Below are 20,931 nucleotides of genomic sequence, written 5' to 3' on the forward strand. Positions count from 1 at the left end.
CATGAGATTGAATACGATAAAGAGGTATACGTATCAAAAGTACCTGTACCTCGTTCTTGCCATATTCATCGGCTTTGATGTGCTCCTCTATAACATTGATGGCTCGTATGGAATTGGCGATTTGTATGTGACCCCATTTGTTATTCTTCTCGTGATCATTCTGATTTATCGGGGAAATCCAGTTTTTCGTTACGACAGCGATGGAGAGGTGTTGATTGTGGATAGCAAGGAACCTTTCTTAGGTGGTGTTTTCCGTTCCAATCGCATGTATGAATTTCCCAAGCGCAAATTTGTAGGATATAAAATCAAGAAGTACCCACTTAGAAGGGTGTTGATTCTTCGCGTGAAAAGCAAGGAATCAAAGTTTAAAACAATGCGAGTGACGATATCTTATCTCACTCGTTCTGAAGTCAAGGATTTGTCGAGATCCCTAGAATCAGTAGCCAAAACATATAAGAACCACAACGAAGAGGACCAACATGACAATTGAGAATGAAGATGGTCGTGATTTGAACGAAGAGTTGAATGGTGGAGGCGAATTGGAGAATCAAGAAGAACTCCAAGACGAGGATTCATCGGATAAAGTGACAGTTAGTAAGGTTTCTGGGATGTATGAAGATTACTTCCTAGACTACGCTTCGTACGTTATTTTGGAGCGTGCCGTACCTTCGTTGGAAGACGGTTTTAAGCCGGTTCAACGCCGATTACTCCATGCCCTTCGCGAGTTGGATGATGGACGTTTCCACAAAGTGGCAAACGTGATTGGTCATACCATGAAGTATCACCCACACGGTGATGCCTCCATCGGTGACGCTTTGGTTCAGTTGGGACAAAAAGACATTCTAGTTGATACGCAGGGAAACTGGGGTAATATCCTTACCGGGGATAATGCTGCAGCTCCTCGTTACATTGAAGCACGCCTCAGTAAGTTCGCTCTTGAGGTGGTCTTCAACCCTAAAATTACAGATTGGCAACTTTCCTACGACGGTAGAGCTAAGGAGCCGATTCACCTTCCTGTTAAATTCCCATTGCTCCTAGCTCAAGGCGTTGAAGGGATTGCTGTGGGTTTGAGCACACGTGTTCTTCCCCACAATTTTGTGGAATTGATCGATGCTTCTATCAAAATCCTAAGAGGTAAAAAGGTAGAAGTCCTTCCCGATTTTCCAACGGGAGGTATTGCTGATTTCACGCAGTACAACGACGGTATTCGAGGAGGTAAGGTTCGCATTCGTGCAAAGATTTCTCAGCTCGATAAAAAGACATTGGTGATTACCGAAATTCCATTCGGTACCACCACTCAAAGCTTGATTGATTCCATCGTTAAAGCCAACGAGAAAGGGAAGATCAAGATCAAGAAGATTGAAGATAATACGGCTGAGCACGTAGAGATTGTCATTCATCTTCCGGCCAACATTTCTCCAGATAAGACCATCGATGCACTTTATGCTTTCACCAGTTGTGAAAACAGTGTGTCGCCACTTTGTTGTATCATCGAGAACGACAGACCGCTTTTTATTGGCGTGTCTGAATTGTTGAGAAGAAGCACAGAACACACACTCGAGTTGCTCAAGGCTGAACTCGAAATCAACCTCAAAGAACTTCAAGAGAGCTGGCACTTTGCTTCGTTGGAGAAGATATTTATCGAGAATAAGATTTACCGCGAAATTGAAGAAGCCGAGACTTGGGAAGAAGTGATTGGCAATATTCGGAGAGGATTAGAGCCGTTTATCAAGCACCTCTTGCGTCCAGTTACAGAAGAGGATATCGTTCGTTTAACGGAAATTCGAATCAAGCGTATTTCGAAGTTTGACTCTACCAAGGCCGATGAACATATCGTGATTCTTGAAGGTAGGATTGAAGAAATCAAGAACAAGTTGGCCAACTTGGTTGACTATGCGGTAGATTACTTCAAGAATCTCAAGAAGAAATATTCAGAAGGCAGAGAGCGTAAAACGGAAATTCGTGTATTCGACGAGATTGTTGCGACGAAGGTGGCTATTGCCAATGAGAAACTCTACGTGAACCGCGAAGAGGGCTTTATTGGAACTTCTTTGAAGAAGGACGAGTACGTTTGTGATTGCTCGGACATTGACGATATCATCATTTTCAGAAGAGACGGTGTGATGTCGGTGACCAAGGTAGATACGAAAACCTATGTGGGTAAGGACATTATCCATGTGGCCGTATTTAAGAAAGGCGATAAGCGCACGGTGTACAACATGATATACCGCGATGGAGGTCCAAAGGGTAAGGCGATGATGAAGCGCTTTAACGTGACCAGCGTGACGCGCGATAAAGAATATGACTTAACAGCGGGCACAAAAGGTTCTGAAGTGATGTACTTTACCGCAAATCCCAATGGTGAGGCTGAGGTAGTTACGGTTCACTTGAAGGCTCTTCAACGTTTAAAGAAGCTCAAGTTTGATCTTGATTTCTCTGACTTGGCCATTAAGGGACGAAATGCAAAGGGAAATATCGCTTCTAAATATCCCGTTCGTAAGATCGAATTGAAAGAGGAAGGTGTAAGTACACTTGCTCCACGAAGAGTGTGGTACGATGACACCGTGCAACGACTTAACTACGACGGACGAGGTCAGTTGTTAGGTGCCTTTAGGGGTGATAATAAGATACTTACCATACTTTCATCAGGACACTATCGCCTTACTAGTTTTGATGTGAGTACCCACTTTGATGAGGATATGATCCTTATGGAGAAGTGGCGCCCAGACCAGCCGATTACAGCGGTTTACTATGACGGAGCAAAGGATAGATACTATGTGAAGCGCTTCCTCATAGAGGTGGTGAACGGAGAGAAGAACCTCTTCATTTCTGACGCAGATGGATCTCGATTAGAGTTGGTATCCACTTCGGATGAGCCTTCTATTGAAGTGATCTTCAAGAAAGTGAAGGGCAAAGAGCGTGATCCAGAAACAACCAACTTAGCAGAGTTTATTTCCGTTAAAGGATGGAAGGCATTAGGTAATCAACTTACGCCACATCCGGTAAAAGTGATTAACTTGCTTCCAGATCCTGAACCTGAGGAGGTTGAGGAAGAAGAAGTAGATGAAGCTGACGAGAACACAAATACAAATGAACCGTCTCATTCCAATTCCTCTGCGGATGATGATGGTCCAGCCCAGATTACTCTGGAGTTCTAATTATGAAGAAGCACATACTCGCACTCGTTGCGTTCGTTGTGATGGGAATGGTCGCACATGCCCAAACGAATGTTACGTTCTTGAATCAAAAAACATACTCTGCCAATCTTAATGATGTGTGGGGTTATGTGGATGCCGATAGTAATGAATACGCCCTCGTTGGTGTTCGAAATGGATTTAGCGTTGTAGACGTCACCGATCCTTCGAACTTGGTAGAGCAGTTTTTCATTCCAGGAAAACCCAGTACATGGAGAGATATCAAGACCTGGGATCACTTTGCTTACGTGATGCACGATTACGCCGGAGGCGCATCGCCAAACAATGGTTTGTTGATTGTCGATTTGGACAGCATGACCAATCCTACCTATGAGTTTATGTATCCAAAGTACATTGCGAATGATAGTATTGTTGCCGATTCTGCAACTCGTTCGCACAACTTGTGGATAGATGAAAACGGTTTCTTGTACATCTTTGGTGCTGATGTTGCCCTAGGTGGAGCGCTTATTTATGATATCGCAACAGATCCGTGGCATCCAGAATATGTGGGGATTTTCAATTCGGCATACCTCCACGATGGATACGTTAGAAACGATACGCTTTATGGGGCTGCTCTTACCAATGGAATGGTGATTTCCAATGTTTCAAACAAGAGCCAACCACAATATCTAGCCTCTTTTCAAACTCCAGGAAACTTTGCACATAACTGTTGGTTGAGCGATGACGGAAAGACCATTTTCACAACAGACGAAATCAGCAGCGGTTATATCGCGGCCTATGATATCTCTAATTTTTCTAACATTGGAGAAACGGATCGTTTCCGTGTAACGCCAAACAATCAGACTATTCCACACAATGCACATGTGTTGAATGAATTCGTTGTGACAAGCTACTACACGTACGGACTTCAGATCTTGGATGCGAAAGATCCTTCTTGGTTGATTGAAGTGGGCCAGTACGACAGTTCCCCTTTGTCTGGTGATGGCTACGACGGAGCTTGGGGAGCTTACCCTTTCCTGCCTAGTGGCAATGCCTTAATTACAGATATTCAAGAAGGGTTATTCGTGGTTTCTCCATCCTATACCGCGGCGGCTCGTCTTTATGGATCTGTAGAAGACAGCGTATCGGGTACTTTGTTGCCGAATGCAAAAGTATACTTGAAGGCGAATGCAGACTCAGTAGCACTAAATCCTTTAGACGCCAGCTTTAAACGTCATCATGTTGGGAGTTTCATCGATACTATTGAGATTAAAATGGCGGGATATCGCGATTTGAAACTTCCTGTTTCTTATCTCGAAGGTGGTTTGGATACGGTTGTATTCAAGATGCTGCCCATTGATTTCTCAGTTTCCGAAGAGAATTCATCTCAATTGGTTATGGCTCCCAATCCAGCGATTGATGCTGTGACCATTCAGTCGGAGGAAGGCCTCAAAGGAGCAGAGGTGAGTGTGATTGACCTAACGGGTAAAGTTGTTTATTCCAAAGCTTGGAACTCGGGAAGTACCGAAATGAAATTGAATCTCGATTTGGCTTCTGGTGTTTACCTGATCAAAGTGAGTGGCTCTAAGGTAAACTGGACTGAACGTCTGGTAATCCGATAAGAACATCAACTCGTACAAATATAGAGAGCTCCCAATGTGGAGCTCTTTTTTTTGTGTGGAAGAAATATTAGAAGTTCGGCTTGAGAAGATACTTGGTGTAGAATTCGTCGATATGTGCTACGGCATCTTCTGCAGTATCTACGACTTTAAAAAGGTCGAGGTCATTTTCTGAAATATTGTGGTACTTGGTTAGAACGGTTGTTTTAATCCAGTCGATCAATCCTCCCCAAAATTCAGTACCTACAAGTACAACTGGGAACTTCCCGATTTTATGTGTTTGAATGAGCGTCATAGATTCGAAAAACTCATCCAAGGTTCCAAATCCACCGGGCATGACCACAAATCCTTGACTGTATTTTACGAACATCACCTTCCTCACGAAGAAGTAATCGAACATTAAGTTCTTGTCTTCATCAATAAAAGGATTGTGATTTTGCTCAAATGGCAAGTCGATATTGAGACCAACGGAGGCACCCATGCCTGCTTTGGCGCCTTTGTTACCAGCTTCCATGATACCCGGACCACCTCCTGTGATAACTCCATATCCCTTGCGCGCTAAGCGTTCGGCGATATCGGAAGCCAGTTTGTAGTAGGGATCATCGGACTGGGTTCGGGCTGAACCAAAGATGCTAACGCAGGGACCAATTCTAGAGAGATGTTCGTATCCATTCACGAACTCACTCATGATTTTGAAAATAGCCCAACTGTCGTTGGTTTTAGTTTCGTTCCAATTCTTGCGCTTAAACGCGCGTTTGATTTTTTCCTCTTCTGTCATATAGGGATTTTCTGTGGTTCAGTACTATAATGTACGCTAAACACCGCTATTTAGTTCAGAACGGACCACAAAAAAATCGCCTTACTTCAATTCTAGAGCGAGGAATTGGCCTGTTAAACTCTCTTCAACACGGATGATTTCCTCTGGAGTTCCTTCAGCTACAACTGTACCTCCGGCTTTACCACCTTCAGGACCGATATCGATAATGTAATCAGCTTGTTTGATCACATCCATGTTGTGTTCAATTACAAGAATTGTATTGCCGCGCTTCACCAGTTTTTGGAGTACTTCCATCAGAACACGAACGTCTTCAAAGTGAAGCCCTGTGGTGGGCTCATCTAAGATGTACATGGTGTTGCCTGTGTCGCGTTTGGCTAATTCGGTAGCGAGCTTTACCCGTTGTGCTTCACCGCCAGAGAGGGTAGTGGACTGTTGTCCTAAAGTGATATAACCCAATCCAACATCGTTCAGGGTCTTGAGTTTGTTCTTGATTTTTGGAATGGCTTCGAAGAAGTTAAGGGCATCTTCAACCGACATATCGAGTACATCGGAAATCGATTTCCCCTTGTAGCGAACTTCTAAGGTTTCGCGGTTAAAACGCTTGCCCTGACAAGTCTCACATGGTACGTAAACGTCCGGCAAGAAGTTCATTTCGATCACACGTACACCTGCACCTTCACAGGTCTCACATCTTCCACCTTTTACGTTGAAGCTAAAGCGTCCCGGTTTGTACGCACGGATTTTTGCCTCTGGCAATTGAGCAAAGAGGTTTCGTATATCACTGAATACTCCGGTATAGGTAGAAGGGTTAGAACGTGGGGTTCTTCCAATTGGACTTTGATCGATATCAATAACTTTGTCCAAGTTCCCTATGCCTTCAAGGCTATCGTATGCCAGTGGGTTTTTCACTGATTTGTAGAAATGCTGACTCAAGATAGGGTACAGCGTTTCGTTGATGAGTGTCGATTTCCCAGAGCCTGAAACGCCCGTTACCACAGTAAGAGTGCCCAAAGGAATGGAGATGTCCACACCTTTTAAGTTATTGCCCTTTGCACCCTTTAGTACGAGTGAATGTCCATTTCCAGTTCTGCGCTCACTCGGCACAGGAACTTCTTTTTCTCCAGTTAGGTATTGAGAAGTAAGACTTCCAGAGGCGAGGATGTCCTGCAATCCTCCATGAGCGACGATATGACCACCATGAACACCCGCACCTGGACCAATATCTAGGATGTAGTCGGCCGTTTCAATCATATCCTTGTCGTGCTCCACAACCAGTACGGAGTTTCCCACGTCTCTCAGGCGTTTGAGAGAGTCTATCAACTTGTGATTGTCGCGTTGGTGCAGTCCAATACTCGGCTCATCGAGAATGTATAGAACGTTGACAAGCTGAGAACCGATCTGCGTAGCGAGACGGATGCGTTGTGCTTCTCCACCGCTCAAGCTCTTTGCCGGGCGATCCAATGAGAGGTATCCCAATCCTACTTCGAGTAGAAAACCTGCGCGATCTCGCAATTCTTTAATGATTTCTGAACCAATAATGCGTTGGTTCGGCGTCATTTGATCGGTTGCTGATTCCAACCATTTTCCGAATTCAGTGATCGGCATACGAGTGAGGTCGGCGATATTGTAATCTCCTACCTTGAAGTGTAAGCTTTCCACTTTGAGTCGAGCTCCTCCACATTCTGAACAGTCGGAAGCTTCCATAAAGCCATCGGCCCAACGTTGAATGGATTTGCTTTTAGAGTCGATATGCTGACTTTCGATGAAGTTCACGATTCCTTCAAAATCGACGCGGTATTTACGCGTAACACCTAGTGTTTTACTTTGAATTTCAAAGGTCGTTTCAATTCCATAGAGCAAGGCCTCCATGGCTTCTTCAGAGATTTTATTAATGGGAGTAGACAGATCAAATCCGAACTTCTCTCCAATCATTTCAATCTGATTGAAAATCCAGCTCTTTTTCTGTTCACCAATGGGAGCAAACCCACCTCCTTTTATGCTTTTTGAAGAATCGGGAATCACTTTGGCCAAATCCACTTTCTTCACCGTACCCAAACCGTTACAAGAAGGACAAGCGCCTTTTGGACTGTTAAAGGAGAAGGTGTTTGGTTCAGGATCTGGGTAGGCAATACCGGAGGTTGGACACATCAAGTGTCTACTGAAATAGGCAATTTCCTCGGTGTCGAGGTCCATCACCATCATAATTCCCTTACCGTGGAACATGGCGGTGCCAATGGAACTTCTCAACCTCTTATCGGCCTCTTCGTCCAGTTGCATTCGATCAATCACCACTTCAATGTCGTGGGTCTTGTATCGATCCAGGCGCATGCCTTTGGTTATTTCGACCAATTCGCCATCTACACGTGCACGGATGAAACCTTGCTTCGCTGTCTGTTCAAACAATTCTCGGTAATGGCCTTTTCTCGAACGAACCAGAGGGGAAAGAAGTGCAATTCGCTTACCTTCAAATCGCTCATAGAGACTGTCGCGAATTTGTTCGTCGGTGTAACTCACCATTTGCTCTCCCGTATTGTACGAGTAGGCCGTACTTGCTCGCGCAAAAAGGAGTCGAAGGAAGTCGTAAATCTCCGTTACCGTTCCTACGGTCGATCTCGGATTTTTGCTGGTCGTTTTTTGTTCGATTGCAATAACCGGACTAAGTCCATCTACTTTGTCTACATCAGGACGTTCCATTCCACCCAAAAACTGGCGGGCGTAAGCAGAAAAGGTTTCGATATAACGACGCTGACCTTCCGCATAAAGCGTGTCGAATGCGAGGGATGATTTACCACTCCCGCTCAATCCTGTAATGACTACCAATTCTCGTCTTGGGATGGAGACATCAACGTTCTTCAAATTGTGAACACGTGCTCCGTGAACATCAATTTGTCCGTGTTTAAAAGTCTGTACTGGGGAAGTAACTTCAGAGTCCGACATATACCGATTCATTCAGATTTGCAAAGGTACAACCCTGCGACGGGAAAATGGGGTCGATAAAAAGGTTAAGTACGTTTATTCTTCCGATTGGATAAATGACTTATCTACGGGAATGTCAAACGTATACGTGCGGTTGTCTTTGTTCTTGAGGAAGGAGTCGCGCAACCAAGGGTTATGGTATTTCAGCGTCTTGTAGTTGATTCCTAGATCGAGTGAAAACTGTGCTAAATCTGCAATGGCTGAATCTACTGTTACCGCTTGGGTTTTAAGAATGGGGTAGAGGTCTGATTCACGGACATGAAAACCGTACTCATCTGGGTTTTCAATGATTTCTTTGACGGCAAGAACGCGGAAAACGTATCGAGAAGTCTCCGAATTTAGAAGTAGGTCGTAGTAATTGCTTGCTTTTTGTCGTTCGAGTTGGCGTTCAACTCCGGCCATACCCATATTGTAGCTGGCAACGGCCAAAGTCCATGAGCCAAATTTTTCGCGAGCTGCCTTCAAGTATTGGGCTGCGGCTCTGGTGGATTTCATCACGTGATATCTCTCGTCAATTTCACCCTGAACTTCCAGGCCGTATTCTTTGCCCGTAGATTCCATGAATTGCCAAAAGCCAGTAGCACCAGCTGGAGAAACGACATTCTGAAATCCACTTTCAATAAGTCCCACATATGTGAGATCGGTTGGAACCCCTTCTTCGGCAAAAGTCTTTTTCATGTCGGGCATGTAGCGGGCTGCGCGCTTAATAAGAAGGATGGTATTGCTTTGCCAATAGGTGTTCACGAGAAGCTCTCTATCTAAGCGCTCTCTAACATCCGGATCATCCATAGGCACACTTTCGCCCCCAAGCGTAAGGTCTTCGGGAAGCGGGAGTGAATGAATGTTGTAATCTTTCGCAATTCGCGCTTTTTGTTCCTCATCTCCCTGACCATCATACCGATTGTTACCTGCAGTTAAGGAGAGGAAAAGGACAGCTGCCAATAGATGTGAAAAGCGAATATTCATGATTGTTTCTGCTTATTTAGAGGTAACTTCAAAAGTACGAAAGAACTTGATGCGCTCGTGTTTAGGTAATTAATGTCTATATTCGGATAACTAACTACACCAACACAACCTATCACGTGAAATACCGATACATATTGCTCATGATGGCCATTATTGGCTACTCAACAGCGTCGTATTCTCAGTTGAGTCTTCAAGCTTTTACAGGCTATCAATTTTTTGGTTCTGCCTACACCTATCAAGGTCAGTTGCGCATTCAACCCAGCAATGTACTTGGAGCTGCGGTTACGTTCAAAGTAAGACGAGACGTGGGCTTCAATATCATGTACTCCTATCAGAATACGGATGTCAATTTAGAGAGGAGTGCCAACTTCTACGAGGAGCGCCTCTTCGAAATGGACGTACATTATGTCATGCTCGGATCTTCGTATTTCCATAAGACGGAAAGCAAGTTAACACCGTATGGAGGTGTTTTGTTTGGATTGTCCATTATGGATCCCTTAGAGCGTTCCCGAAATTCTGAAGTCTTTTTTGCCATTGGAGCACAAGGAGGTGTTCAGGTAAAACTTACCCCTGTTTTGGGCTTGAACTTTAGAGGACAGATTTTGGCTCCTCTCACCAATGTAGGAGCTGCTTTGTGGTGTGGAACTGGAGGTTGTGATGTGGGCTTAAGTGCCGGATCTACACTGATACAGATGAACGTTTCCGCCGGATTAGACATTACTCTCGATTAAATTCTAACACATCAAAATACCTATGCGATTACTAAAACTGAGTTCAATGGGAGCTGCGCTACTCTTGATGGTAGCTTCATGTGGACCTAGCACAAAGATGGTGGGCACTTGGAAACCTGAAACAGCATCTGAGAATCTTCCTTACAAGAAGGTGTTCATTCTTCCAATGACCGAGAATATACGAGCTAAAGCAGCTTTCGAGAATTCAGTTGCTGAGCAATTGAAGCGCAGTGGAGTGGACACGGAATTGAGCTCCACACATTATCCTCCAGAGTTTGTAGCAAGTTCAGCACAGGATCGATTAAACTTGGTGGCCAAGATGAAAGAATTGGGTTGTGATGCAGTTTTAGTGATGTCGCTTCTCGATTCACAAACGGAAACGCGGCACGTTCAAGGTAACACCTATCCGGCTGGTGCGTATGGTTATTATGGCGGTTTTGGAACGTATTACGGTTACCGTTATGGAATGGTGTACGACCCAGGATACTACGTAGAAGACAAGATTTATTTTCTCGAAGCCAACGTGTATGACGTGGCCTCAGAATCCTTACAGTGGTCCGGGCAATCTAAGACCTACAATCCAAGCGACTTGGAGAGTTTTAGCACTGGTTATGCGGAGATCTTGGTCATGCAATTACTCAGAAACAATATTATTGCGGAGTAAGTAGAAACACATACAGAAAGTGGAAGAGGAGAGCTGAATCGTGCAGCTCTCCTTTTTCGTTTTTAGAACCTATAGCTGACGTAGAACGACAAGGTCCATTCCCACGCTTCGTTTCGCTCGCGATTGAGGTGCATGGGCTCATTGGGTGCATTGGGATCGTCATTTTCTCTCCCGTCTAGTACATATTCGCGATCTCGTGTAGGCAATTGATTTAATCGCTCTTGCCCGTCTCTAAAGAAAGAAGTCCTTCTCATGGAGTTTCCGTACAGTCGGTGAGCATTCCGAATAAAGTCAATTCCAAAGCCCAATCCACGTCGATTTGGATGGGCATACCATCGGTATTTTAGACCAATAGCCCAGTTCCATCCTGAATAATCTACCACAAACTGTTCGTATGCAGATGCTGTGTCTGGACTATTCGGATACGTTTTATAGTGATAGCCTCTGGACTTTGTTCCTGAAGTGAAACCAGCGCCAACCACGAAGATTAAATTGCTATTTTTTCGAGCATTCCATTTCTCTCGTAAAAGGTTATATCCGATAGTAGCATTCGTGTGCCACAAACTGTAGGAGATTTTTTCCGCTAATTGGTATTCACCGTTGATGAGACCGTAATAAATCCAATCTGGAGAGGGATCGATCGTAGTGCTGTATCTGCCCCTAAGGCCCACAAAGTATCCCTTTTCATGAAGCCCATCCATAGAAATAAACGGACCTGTTTGAATTCGGTATCCCTGATTTCCTAACCTGACAGGTGAAGGGAAAGAACTTGGGTTGTTCAATCGATAGGGGACTATAATAAAATGCTCCCAATTGGGTTCTCTTGGATCATCCCCTAAAAACGACGTATGAATTCCCGTGGAGATATTCATCTTCCAAGGGTTGTGAAGGAATTGCTGGCCCAATGTGGACGCTGAAATAAGTAGACCTGTAATGAGAGAGAAAACTTTGTACATGTTCAGAGGGAGAGAGAAAACAGTGATTTTATCACGGGTTGATTTCGTAGAATAAGAGAAACATCCATTTGTAGGCAAAGCCTGAGATTGATGTAAGCCTATACGTATTGCGCGAAAATTAAAGCCCCTGAAACTTCTTCAGGGGCTTTCAAGTCTTCGTTGACGATTGATCACATCGGATGGCAATGGAACAGTACAGAGTCGGACTGCATTTCACCAGTATGGCTGAACGCGGCCGTAACTCTCACTTTCATATCGCTGTGATCGGCCACATGGTTAACCCAGTATTCATCGAAATAAATGAGTGCGTCGTGCGCGTGAACATCTGTGGAGAAAACCACTGAGTCTGTGGTGAGATTGGTGATGACAACACGATAGCCGTGAAGTCCATCAGGGTACTCAATAGCCCCACGGACGAATACGGTGTCGTTGAGCATGTAGGTATCTCCAGTACTTGGTTCGTCAAAAGTGATTTTTGCTGTCTCAGAAGGCGATGCAGGTTTGGGATCATCTACCTCACAAGAATTAAGGGAGATAAGACCCGATAGCAGAAACAGTGTTGCGAAATTGAATTTCATCTTGTGTCTTTAAAAGTAAACTTGAAATTGTACGAAGGCCGTTGCGCTGGCTTCCACCAAGCCGCCACCAAAATTTTGAGCTAGTGGAATTTGCGTGTATGCGGCTAGGGAATACTCATTCCATTGGAAAATCAGTCCCGCCTTTGCCATGTGGAAAGTCCCACTGGTTTCCTCCTTCATGTTGATGGACGTCCCGTCAGAATCGGGTGCATCATAGGCGAAGCCATATCCTCCTTCAAACCAGAACCCCGACATTTCCGAAGCACTGCTCCATAGTCGAATGAGTTCACTCGCTTCTGCATTCACTTGGTTGCCAAAGTGGTATGAGTCACCATTGGAGGTGTTCATTCGGTAGGCAATAGCCAGTCGAGTGGCAAAAGCGGGAGAATGTCGGTAGGTAAACCTCGAGCCTAAAAGGAAGTCGGTTGACCCCGTGCCCGGAAGCATGTTTGCTGGAATAGAGGTAGCCTGATCGTTCGACCAAGGTCCTGTAGGTAGCTTCACGGTTAGGCTGACATCGGCAACCCACGGAGATTCATCAGTGGCTACTTTCCAGATGTAAGCGCTGGAAAGAGCAACATCTCCTATGGCCGTTTGAACACTCTTATTGTCTGATAATTCGTAAGTGTTTAGGGCCATCGGAAGAGCGGCATACAAACTCCATCGATCATCAATGCTGTACTTGCCGGAAAGGGCAAGCGTTCTAAATACTTCCCGAGATACTTCGTATTCACTCGGATTAAAAAGGCTTAGGTGTTTGCTGTGAAAGACGTTTTGCTGGAATGACAAACCAATGGAAGTCCGACTAAAATAAAGTGGATCTCCAGATAGCATTCCAGGTCTACATCCACAAACATCACAAGCCATGCTGCCCACCGATAGACCAAGGCCTACGGTAAGCGCAATTACTTTTTTCATGTTTTGGAAATTGACGTGTTGAACAATAAAATCAACAGGTCAATTGCGGGGGGGCGTGAGGAGGGGTGAGGTAAATGCGTTGAAGGGAACCACAGTTGAGTGGAATTCGTTGCTGTTCTGCCACGGGTATGAGGGGAAATGACAATTCGGTAGAACGAATATTCGCGATGAACTCCAATGAGCGGTAAGCCGGTTTTTGAGGAGTCTTTTTAGCGGGATCAGGCTGCGCAGAAGTCTCTAGTTGGGTAAGCTCACTCTTGAGGTGACAGGTGCCATGACATTCCAATTCAGGTTTGTCCTTGTTTACACAGAATTGCTCTTCGATGGTTTTCATCTGAAGGACATAGTTCATCATAGTCCCCATTTGCAGGAGTTGTGGGAGAACTAAGGTGATGATCAAGAATGAAGCAGCTATGCGTTTCACACCGCAAAGATAAATGTCGCTTCAATGAAACGAATGCAATTTGAGTCACATTTCTATTCGCTCCCGTCCTTTATACACTCTACCATTGCGACCTCGTCGGAATTTCTTTTAGAAAACCAACCTTACCTGTTGTAATGTCTACCGAAGCAACAATCACTTGAAGTCCGTTAAAGAGCACCGTTAAAGGGGCATTGATTTCCGTATTGTATCTACAGGCCTGATGGAACACCTCTTCGGTTAACGCCACATTGGGAGCCTTGCATTCAATAAGGATAGCGGGTTTTGATTGGACATATACCAATGCGTCGAATCGCTTGGGCATTCCGTTTATCTCAATCACCTTCTCAATAGCAATGCTGCTGACGGCATAGTTTAAGACATGGTGTACATGAAGCAAGAGGTGTTGTCTGACCCATTCTTCGGGTGTTAGAACCAGCCACTTCTTTCGAAGAGAATCGTAAATGTAATCGGTACCTCTTTCCTTCTTCAGACGAATTTGGTCAGAGGGATAAAGAGTAGGAGGGTAGGAACTCAATGGATCTGCGGATTGTAGTTCTCAGGATGCTTTGGATGAATAGGGCGATATTTCTCTTGAATGAAGTTGAAATCGCGTTCTTCATTACCAGAAAGGTCAAATACATCTAGCACACCACCAATTTTTTCTTTGTAATCGAGATAGCCCAAAGAAACGGGCACATTCGCACCTAAAGCAATGTGATAGAACCCTTTTTTCCATTTATCGACATATTTGCGCGTTCCTTCAGCGGGAACGAGAATCACCATTTGTTCGTGTTGATTCAGGGTTTGGATGGAGTGTTCAACAAGGTTGTTGCGCGCCGATCGGTCTACTCCCATTGCTCCCGTCCATTTGAACAGGAAACCAAAGAGTGACTTCGTATAGGTGTCTTTGATGAAATAACGAACGTCGAGCCCCATGATCCAAAAGCCTGCAATGGCAAATAGAAAATCCCAGTTACTAGTGTGGGGAGCAGCCAACATCACTGACTTTTTCACCTTTTGCATGTCTGCTGAAGTCACCAGCTTCCATCCAAAAATGAAATAGACAAATTTTCCGAACAATCTCTTCATAATGTCGTTGGCTATGTATAAAGGCTATGAGTTTATAAAGGCATTTTATAGAGTATTCACGACCTTTATATCACAAATTAACTACAAAGTATGACAACAGCGACAAATATGATTGGTTTGAACGAAAGTGGAGTGAATCAACTTACTGAAAAGCTCAATACCCTTTTGGCAAATTACCAGATTCACTATCAAAATTTAAGATCGGTACACTGGAATATTCGTGGTAAAGATTTCTTCCAGTTGCACGTTAAATTCGAAGAGTATTATACCGAAGCACAGGTTAATATTGACGAAATTGCAGAACGCATCTTGACACTAGGGACAGTTCCTCTTCACACCTTCCAAGATTACATCGACAACAGTTCCATTCCGGTTGTGAAGAATGTTTTCGACGCAGAAGGAACGGTTAACGCTGTAGTAGATGGATTTCAGTCGCTCATTAAATTAGAGCGTGAAGTTGTTGAAGTAGCAGGACAAATGGGAGATGAAGGTACAATTGACCTTCTTACTCCAATGGTTTCTGGTCAAGAGAAGCACGTTTGGATGTTAAACGCCTGGTTGGGCAAACCGAAAAAGTAATTGGACGTCATTACCGACATTTTCAATGATCATAATCGCCTTGTACACGAGTTGCGCAAGGCGATTTCTCCTTCCTTACCCGGACAGGAAGCTCAGTATTTAGCCGTTCCTCCTAATAGAGAAAGAACCAACATACAAGAGGCAAAAGCAAACGCCAATACGCGCAGAGCGGCTGTGATGGCGCTTCTTTATCCCAAAGAAAACATCACTCATATTGCGCTGATAAAGCGCAACGAATATCCAGGAGTTCACAGCGGACAAATTTCCTTTCCAGGAGGAAAAGAAGAGCGGTCAGATTCCGATTTATTGCAAACCGCCTATCGTGAAACTGTAGAAGAAATAGGTGTGCCCAAGCATTATTACAAAGTATGGCTCCCGCTTACCGAGGTGTATATTCCCCCGAGTCAGTTTCTCGTTCAACCCTATGTGGGGATTGCCGAAAAGCCCCTGCAGTTTGTTCCAGAGGCTCGAGAAGTAGTGGAGATTCTTCAAGTTCCTCTGCAGCGATTGTACGGTCGCAATGCCATGGAAAAACGAAAGATGCAGTTTGGCGATTTTACCGCCGACGTTCCTACTTTCCCCATTGATGACCATGTTATTTGGGGGGCAACCGCCATGATGATCAGTGAGTTAATGGTTCTTATTGATCGGATCTTAGACAGGGGGTAATCGAGGTACAACGCACTGAGGTAAGAAGTGTATCTTTGCCCTGTTTATACGGAATCCATGAGTTTGAACCCTTTTGCAAGAGACCCCTTTGGAAATAACCTTTTATTGAAGAGGTTGGTCATTTTCATTTTTGGATCTATTACTTGGTACCGATTTAACATTGCCAATAAAACCAATGTTGAAGGAACAGAACACCTGATGGAACTTCCAGATACACGGGTTCTGTTTGTAAGCAATCACCAGACGTATTTTGCGGATGTGTCGGCTATGTATCAGACTTTCAACCATGTAAGATGGAAGAAAAAGAATAGGATCAATAGCTATTGGACCGTTTTCGCACCCAAGGTTAATGTGTACTTCATTGCGGCGCTAGAGACTATGCGAGCGGGTATTCTGCCTCGCTTAATGGCCTACGCTGGATCGGTATCCATCAAACGCAGCTGGAGAGCGGCTGGAAAGTCGGTGGACAGAGGTGTAGATCCCAAAGACATCGACAAGATTCGAATGGCCATGAACAGTGGGTGGGTGATTACTTTTCCACAGGGGACTACGCGACCTTTCGTGAAGGGACGTAGGGGAACCGCACATTTGATCAAAGAAATTCAGCCCATTGTTATTCCCGTTGTTGTGGATGGTTTTAGAAGGGCATTCGATAAAAAAGGCCTCTTCTTGAAGAAGAAAGGCGTAACACTTAATGTTCGGTTTAAGGCTCCTCTAGATATTGACTACGACGCTTCCTCTCAACAGATCCTCATGCAAATTATGGAGGCTATTGAGCAAAGCGAACAGTTCAACATTGTGAATCAGTTGAGCTGGGTGCCAGAAGATATTTGAGCTAAATAGCCGAAACAACGTACTCACTCATTCATATTCATCGTTGTGATTAGGGTCACAACAAGTGCACGTAGGATTTAATATCTTGCTGCTTGGATAAAAACGCCATCATGAAGAAGAACGCACTATTCTTTACGCTCGCATCACTTATGCTTCTTTCACTCACTTCATGTGAAGAGAAAAGCTTGATTCCGGATGATCAGAAACACCCGGATAGAAGAAATATTGAAGCCTATGTCTTCAATTACTGGAATGGAGGCTCGTTCTATTTCGATTCGGTATATGCTGTAGCTGGAGGAGAGATCCAAATCTCTGACATCACGATGGTATTCTCGGATTACGAGTTTTCACTTTCAACGGCCGATACGGTAGATGCCGATACCTCTTTTGGGGTGGCTAACCTGCGCAAATTACCAACGAAAATTGGTCTTCTGCCAGCCGGTACATACACAGGGGAACATCAGGTTACTATTGGCTATACAGAGTCTATGTTCAATACACCTCCTAGTATGGCTCCGAGCGAAATTAAGGCAGACGGACTCTTGCGTTCCGACGTAGGATACAACCACTTGTTGATTCGCGGTAAGTACAGAGTGGAGGGAGATACGATTAATTGGCTTCCAACCATTCCTTTTGAATATCGCCTAGGTGGAACCGAGTTTAATGTTCACTTCGAACGCCCGATGAGCTTCTCGGTTACAGCCAACAACCCTGTTTCTATTTTCTTCAATCTTCAAGTGGATATGTTGTTCCAAGGGGGACTAACTCCTCCAAACATTCCATTGATTGTTTCCGATCCTAACGATAACGACGACTACACCGCTGCTACTCTGCTCTTTAACAATTTAGATCAAGCATTGTCACTCGATTAGCCATGAAAAGAGCATTCATTTTTTCGATTTTCATCATAACTGCAGCCACAGTCTTCGTGAGCTGTAAGGAGGATGATCCCGACCCAGGGAAACTTCAAATCACTTTCGAAATGGCCAAGGATGGCCAGACAGTGAATTTGAATGAAACTTTTGCAAACGATAGCGTTGCAGCTGTGCGAATTGAAAATTTGAAGTTCTATTTGTCGCATATCATTCTAGAAGATAAAGGCGAGTTACGCGATGTAGAGATTGTTGACTTTGTTCAAGGTAGAATAGCGTTCACCTTTGATGACATTGATGCAAAAACCTATTCTGGTCTTTCCTTTGATGTAGGCTTGGACAACGATCAAAATGCATCGTATCCCCCTGACTTTGAAACGGGAACTCCACTAAGCGCTTCTTGGGCGATGTACTGGAGTTGGGCGATGAAATACCGCTTCGTGATCATTGAGGGGAGAGGGGCTCCTGACGGTACCTTCGATGCGAGTCCAGATGATTTTAATCTCGTGATTCATCCCGGAATGGACGGATGGAATCGTGCGGTGAATTTGTCGGATGACATCGTTATCAAAGAAGGAAGAACCACCTCATTGACGGTTCAAATTGATGTTGACGACATGTTCAATGGTCCGGCTGGATTCATGGATTTGCGACTGGAGAATACATCGCATACCACCCCCGCAGATAAGGACATTGCAGAGAAGTTCATGGTGAATTTCGCTGCGGCTATGTCGGCAAAATGAAGCGTTTACTCTTCACTGCATTCGGAAGCGCGCTCTTGATAATCGGTTGTTCAGAACCTACACCAGACGCGTTTCAAGTTTCACTTCCAACTCATATTCCGCCTGTTCCATGGCCTGAAAGCGCGCCAACGGTTGCAGAGGTTGAATTAGGTGAAGCACTCTTTCATTCTACTCAATTGAGTTTGAATCGGGAGATATCCTGTGCATCCTGTCATCTTCCATCCCATGCTTTTTCAGATACGTCATCAGTAAGTCTTGGAATCCACCGTCAGTCGGGTTTTAGAAACACTCCCTCTATTTTCAATGTGGCTTGGAAAGAGCATTTTTTCATGGAAGGAGGCGTGGATCGACTGGAGCGTGCCACCTTAGGCCCCATGTTGGTGGAAGAGGAGATGAGTTTGCAAGCGCCTGAATTGATGAAAAGATTGCGCGAGGATATCGTCTTTCATGAAAAATTCGTGGCGGTATATGGCGAATCTTATGATTATGCCAATGTCGTTGATGCCCTCTCTGCCTTTCAGCGGAGCGCGATTAGTGTAGACTCTAAGTGGGATGCGGTTCAAGAGGGAATTGAAGAGTTTTTGGATGATGAAGCCTTGGGGCTGGCTTTATTTGAATCGGATTCTTTGGCTTGTAGTTCTTGTCATAAGCCTCCATTCTTTAAGGACGGAGATTTTCATGATGTGGGAATGCCAATAGGGGAAGACCCCGATTTTGGAAGAGGACGATTCACTTTTGACACTACCGATTACTACAGCTTTAGTACACCATCCCTTCGAAATGTAGAGCTTACAGCACCTTACATGCACGATGGGAGTATTTCTACACTAGACAGTGTGATTCGCTTTTACGAGGCAGGTGGTGTGCGAGAATCTGAAATCTCTGCGTTTACATTACAGGATGAACATCGATCGGCATTGATCTCTTTCTTGAAAAGCCTATCTGGACGAGAAGCAAAGCGGGCTTATAAGGAATAAGTGAACGGCGTCTCTTATCTTCGCACAAACGACTAATTTTTCCAGTATGCGTATCCATTTCATTGCCATTGGAGGCTCTGCCATGCACAATTTAGCCTTGGCACTTCATCAAAGAGGTGATGTGGTAACCGGTTCCGATGATGAAATCTTCGAACCTTCTAAGTCAAGGCTGGCCAAGTCTGGCTTACTTCCTGAAACGATGGGATGGGATGCCAATCGAATAACGGACGATTTAGATGCCGTGATTTTGGGCATGCATGCGAGAGAAGATAACCCAGAATTGCTAAGGGCAAAGGAATTGGGTTTGTCGATTTACAGCTATCCAGAGTACTTGTACGAGCGCACCAAAGACAAAACACGTGTGGTGATCGCTGGGAGTCATGGCAAGACGACGATCACCAGCATGATTCTACATGTTCTCCACTATCATGAGAGAGTAGAAGATTTCATGGTGGGCGCACAATTGGATGGATATGATACCATGGTGTCGCTTGAGGACGATACCTATTTTGCAGTTTTGGAAGGTGATGAGTATTTAAGTTCACCCATTGACCGCCGACCAAAGTTTCACCTGTATCATCCAAATATTGCTCTTATCAGCGGCATAGCCTGGGATCATATCAACGTATTCCCAACTTTTGAGGACTACCTTGAACAGTTCAAGATCTTCTTGCAAACCATGGAAAGAGGAGGCGCATTGGTTTACAATGCCGATGATCCTGAAGTTCGTCGCCTTGTGGAAGCCGATCAAACTGAGATTAAGAAATTCCCATATCACAAGCCAGAGTATAGAGTAGAGGGAGGAAGAACTATTCTCTTGACTCCTTATGGTGAGGTTCCACTTCAAATAATCGGAGAGCACAACCTTCTAAATTTGGAAGGAGCTCGATGGATTTGTCTTGAAATGGGCATTCAAGAAGATGAGTTCTACGAAGCCATTGCTTCATTCTCTGGGGCTAGTAAGCGCCTGGAAAGATTGTCCGAATCTGATAATACTGTAGTCTATAAAGACTTTGCTCATGCGCCTAGTAAGGTGAAAGCAACGGTTTCTGCAGTGAAGGAAACTTACCCTGATTATAAGGTGGTAGCTTGTTTGGAACTCCACACGTTTTCCAGTTTGAATCCAGACTTTTTGCCAGCCTATAGCGGAGCAATGGAAGATGCGGATGAAGCTATCGTTTACTTCAGTCCAAAAGCGGTAGCCCATAAGAAGCTACCACCATTGGATGAGGATATTGTAGCAAACTCCTTTGGCAGATCTGATCTGCGTGTGATTACACAAACTGAACTGATGTTAGATACACTTAAATCTGAAAAATCCGATAAGACCGTTTACTTGATTATGAGTTCGGGTAATTTCGATGGAGCAGATTTACAGGAGTGGGCCAACGCGCTTGTGTAAGTTGAATCCGACCTATAAAAGA

The 20,931-nt window shown here is 44.5% G+C and carries 21 protein-coding genes; 12 read left to right on the top strand and 9 right to left on the bottom strand.

The genetic code is table 11. From position 1 onward, the window contains the following. Nucleotide 1: 1 nt before the first annotated feature. From F8C82_RS02670 to F8C82_RS02680, 3 genes are read left to right on the top strand one after another with little or no spacing between them, the layout of a single operon-like run. Nucleotides 2-490 (top strand): hypothetical protein, encoded by a 489-nt coding sequence (locus tag F8C82_RS02670; RefSeq protein ID WP_151691883.1) that lies wholly within the window; start codon nt 2-4, stop codon nt 488-490. Then, entirely contained in the window at nt 480-3,158 is a 2,679-nt protein-coding gene (locus F8C82_RS02675) for a DNA gyrase/topoisomerase IV subunit A (RefSeq protein WP_151691884.1), read from the top strand. Before F8C82_RS02670 ends, F8C82_RS02675 begins: the two co-directional genes overlap by 11 nt. 2 nt (nt 3,159-3,160) lie before the next feature. Further along, complete coding sequence (locus tag F8C82_RS02680; protein WP_151691885.1) at nt 3,161-4,756, top strand: choice-of-anchor B family protein; 1,596 nt, start codon at nt 3,161-3,163, stop codon at nt 4,754-4,756. Between the two features lie 67 nt (nt 4,757-4,823). On the opposite strand, the gene F8C82_RS02685 is transcribed toward F8C82_RS02680, so the two are convergent. From F8C82_RS02685 to F8C82_RS02695, 3 genes are all read right to left on the bottom strand, one after another. Continuing rightward, complete coding sequence (locus tag F8C82_RS02685) at nt 4,824-5,531, bottom strand: LOG family protein (RefSeq protein WP_151691886.1); 708 nt, start codon at nt 5,529-5,531, stop codon at nt 4,824-4,826. An 81-nt stretch (nt 5,532-5,612) separates the two neighbouring features. Further along, nucleotides 5,613-8,468 carry an excinuclease ABC subunit UvrA gene (uvrA, locus tag F8C82_RS02690; protein WP_151691887.1) on the bottom strand — a complete coding sequence of 952 codons (2,856 nt, stop codon included), beginning with the start codon at nt 8,466-8,468 and terminating at the stop codon, nt 5,613-5,615. A gap of 75 nt (nt 8,469-8,543) precedes the next feature. After that, nucleotides 8,544-9,473, bottom strand: coding sequence for a lytic transglycosylase domain-containing protein (locus tag F8C82_RS02695; protein WP_151691888.1), 930 nt, complete (start codon nt 9,471-9,473; stop codon nt 8,544-8,546). A 140-nt stretch (nt 9,474-9,613) separates the two neighbouring features. Here F8C82_RS02695 and F8C82_RS02700 point away from each other — a divergent pair, with 140 nt between their 5' ends. Continuing rightward, nucleotides 9,614-10,204 carry a hypothetical protein gene (locus tag F8C82_RS02700; protein ID WP_151691889.1) on the top strand — a complete coding sequence of 197 codons (591 nt, stop codon included), beginning with the start codon at nt 9,614-9,616 and terminating at the stop codon, nt 10,202-10,204. A gap of 22 nt (nt 10,205-10,226) precedes the next feature. Continuing rightward, a complete protein-coding gene (locus F8C82_RS02705; protein ID WP_151691890.1) occupies nt 10,227-10,868 on the top strand; it encodes a hypothetical protein in 642 nt (213 codons plus the stop codon). 62 nt (nt 10,869-10,930) lie between these two features. On the opposite strand, the gene F8C82_RS02710 is transcribed toward F8C82_RS02705, so the two are convergent. From F8C82_RS02710 to F8C82_RS02735, 6 genes are all read right to left on the bottom strand, one after another. After that, entirely contained in the window at nt 10,931-11,740 is an 810-nt protein-coding gene (locus F8C82_RS02710) for a hypothetical protein (RefSeq protein ID WP_151691891.1), read from the bottom strand. A gap of 254 nt (nt 11,741-11,994) precedes the next feature. Further along, a complete protein-coding gene (locus tag F8C82_RS02715) occupies nt 11,995-12,402 on the bottom strand; it encodes a hypothetical protein (protein ID WP_151691892.1) in 408 nt (135 codons plus the stop codon). 9 nt (nt 12,403-12,411) lie between these two features. Continuing rightward, complete coding sequence (locus F8C82_RS02720; protein WP_151691893.1) at nt 12,412-13,320, bottom strand: transporter; 909 nt, start codon at nt 13,318-13,320, stop codon at nt 12,412-12,414. Nucleotides 13,321-13,351: 31 nt separating this feature from the next. Beyond that, nucleotides 13,352-13,744 (bottom strand): hypothetical protein, encoded by a 393-nt coding sequence (locus F8C82_RS02725; RefSeq protein WP_151691894.1) that lies wholly within the window; start codon nt 13,742-13,744, stop codon nt 13,352-13,354. 79 nt (nt 13,745-13,823) lie between these two features. Continuing rightward, the gene (locus F8C82_RS02730; protein ID WP_151691895.1) at nt 13,824-14,279 is read right to left on the bottom strand and encodes a type I restriction enzyme HsdR N-terminal domain-containing protein; all 456 of its coding nucleotides are present in this window, start codon (nt 14,277-14,279) and stop codon (nt 13,824-13,826) included. Then, nucleotides 14,276-14,833, bottom strand: a complete 558-nt coding sequence (locus F8C82_RS02735) for a 1-acyl-sn-glycerol-3-phosphate acyltransferase (protein ID WP_151691896.1) — start codon at nt 14,831-14,833, stop codon at nt 14,276-14,278. The genes F8C82_RS02730 and F8C82_RS02735 overlap by 4 nt, the downstream gene beginning before the upstream one ends. A gap of 90 nt (nt 14,834-14,923) precedes the next feature. On the opposite strand from F8C82_RS02735, the gene F8C82_RS02740 reads away from it, so the two are divergent. From F8C82_RS02740 to F8C82_RS02770, 7 genes are all read left to right on the top strand, one after another. Further along, complete coding sequence (locus F8C82_RS02740) at nt 14,924-15,412, top strand: Dps family protein (protein WP_151691897.1); 489 nt, start codon at nt 14,924-14,926, stop codon at nt 15,410-15,412. Then, the gene (locus tag F8C82_RS02745; RefSeq protein WP_151691898.1) at nt 15,413-16,081 is read left to right on the top strand and encodes an NUDIX hydrolase; all 669 of its coding nucleotides are present in this window, start codon (nt 15,413-15,415) and stop codon (nt 16,079-16,081) included. 57 nt (nt 16,082-16,138) lie between these two features. After that, nucleotides 16,139-16,915, top strand: coding sequence for a lysophospholipid acyltransferase family protein (locus F8C82_RS02750; RefSeq protein ID WP_151691899.1), 777 nt, complete (start codon nt 16,139-16,141; stop codon nt 16,913-16,915). A gap of 110 nt (nt 16,916-17,025) precedes the next feature. Beyond that, complete coding sequence (locus F8C82_RS02755; RefSeq protein WP_151691900.1) at nt 17,026-17,787, top strand: hypothetical protein; 762 nt, start codon at nt 17,026-17,028, stop codon at nt 17,785-17,787. Between the two features lie 2 nt (nt 17,788-17,789). Then, complete coding sequence (locus tag F8C82_RS02760; RefSeq protein WP_151691901.1) at nt 17,790-18,530, top strand: MbnP family protein; 741 nt, start codon at nt 17,790-17,792, stop codon at nt 18,528-18,530. Continuing rightward, nucleotides 18,527-19,507: a cytochrome-c peroxidase gene (locus F8C82_RS02765; RefSeq protein ID WP_151691902.1), complete on the top strand. Its 981-nt coding sequence runs from the start codon at nt 18,527-18,529 to the stop codon at nt 19,505-19,507. Before F8C82_RS02760 ends, F8C82_RS02765 begins: the two co-directional genes overlap by 4 nt. Nucleotides 19,508-19,553: 46 nt before the next feature. Continuing rightward, nucleotides 19,554-20,909 carry a UDP-N-acetylmuramate--L-alanine ligase gene (locus F8C82_RS02770; RefSeq protein WP_151691903.1) on the top strand — a complete coding sequence of 452 codons (1,356 nt, stop codon included), beginning with the start codon at nt 19,554-19,556 and terminating at the stop codon, nt 20,907-20,909. Nucleotides 20,910-20,931: the final 22 nt, after the last annotated feature.

Origin of the sequence: Phaeocystidibacter marisrubri, assembly GCF_008933165.1 — a bacterium.
Classification (GTDB): domain Bacteria; phylum Bacteroidota; class Bacteroidia; order Flavobacteriales; family Schleiferiaceae; genus Phaeocystidibacter; species Phaeocystidibacter marisrubri.

Bases quoted from the DNA above. Each gene is read 5' to 3' on its own strand.
- F8C82_RS02670 (WP_151691883.1), top strand. From the start codon at position 2: ATGAGATTGAATACGATAAAGAGGTATACGTATCAAAAGTACCTGTAC.
- F8C82_RS02710 (WP_151691891.1), bottom strand. From the start codon at position 11,740: ATGAATATCTCCACGGGAATTCATACGTCGTTTTTAGGGGATGATCCA.
- F8C82_RS02760 (WP_151691901.1), top strand. From the start codon at position 17,790: ATGAAAAGAGCATTCATTTTTTCGATTTTCATCATAACTGCAGCCACA.
- F8C82_RS02675 (WP_151691884.1), top strand. From the start codon at position 480: ATGACAATTGAGAATGAAGATGGTCGTGATTTGAACGAAGAGTTGAAT.
- F8C82_RS02680 (WP_151691885.1), top strand. From the start codon at position 3,161: ATGAAGAAGCACATACTCGCACTCGTTGCGTTCGTTGTGATGGGAATG.
- F8C82_RS02700 (WP_151691889.1), top strand. From the start codon at position 9,614: ATGATGGCCATTATTGGCTACTCAACAGCGTCGTATTCTCAGTTGAGT.
- F8C82_RS02735 (WP_151691896.1), bottom strand. From the start codon at position 14,833: ATGAAGAGATTGTTCGGAAAATTTGTCTATTTCATTTTTGGATGGAAG.
- F8C82_RS02740 (WP_151691897.1), top strand. From the start codon at position 14,924: ATGACAACAGCGACAAATATGATTGGTTTGAACGAAAGTGGAGTGAAT.
- F8C82_RS02765 (WP_151691902.1), top strand. From the start codon at position 18,527: ATGAAGCGTTTACTCTTCACTGCATTCGGAAGCGCGCTCTTGATAATC.
- F8C82_RS02715 (WP_151691892.1), bottom strand. From the start codon at position 12,402: ATGAAATTCAATTTCGCAACACTGTTTCTGCTATCGGGTCTTATCTCC.
- F8C82_RS02705 (WP_151691890.1), top strand. From the start codon at position 10,227: ATGCGATTACTAAAACTGAGTTCAATGGGAGCTGCGCTACTCTTGATG.
- F8C82_RS02755 (WP_151691900.1), top strand. From the start codon at position 17,026: ATGAAGAAGAACGCACTATTCTTTACGCTCGCATCACTTATGCTTCTT.
- F8C82_RS02720 (WP_151691893.1), bottom strand. From the start codon at position 13,320: ATGAAAAAAGTAATTGCGCTTACCGTAGGCCTTGGTCTATCGGTGGGC.
- F8C82_RS02770 (WP_151691903.1), top strand. From the start codon at position 19,554: ATGCGTATCCATTTCATTGCCATTGGAGGCTCTGCCATGCACAATTTA.
- F8C82_RS02750 (WP_151691899.1), top strand. From the start codon at position 16,139: ATGAGTTTGAACCCTTTTGCAAGAGACCCCTTTGGAAATAACCTTTTA.
- F8C82_RS02685 (WP_151691886.1), bottom strand. From the start codon at position 5,531: ATGACAGAAGAGGAAAAAATCAAACGCGCGTTTAAGCGCAAGAATTGG.
- F8C82_RS02695 (WP_151691888.1), bottom strand. From the start codon at position 9,473: ATGAATATTCGCTTTTCACATCTATTGGCAGCTGTCCTTTTCCTCTCC.
- uvrA (WP_151691887.1), bottom strand. From the start codon at position 8,468: ATGTCGGACTCTGAAGTTACTTCCCCAGTACAGACTTTTAAACACGGA.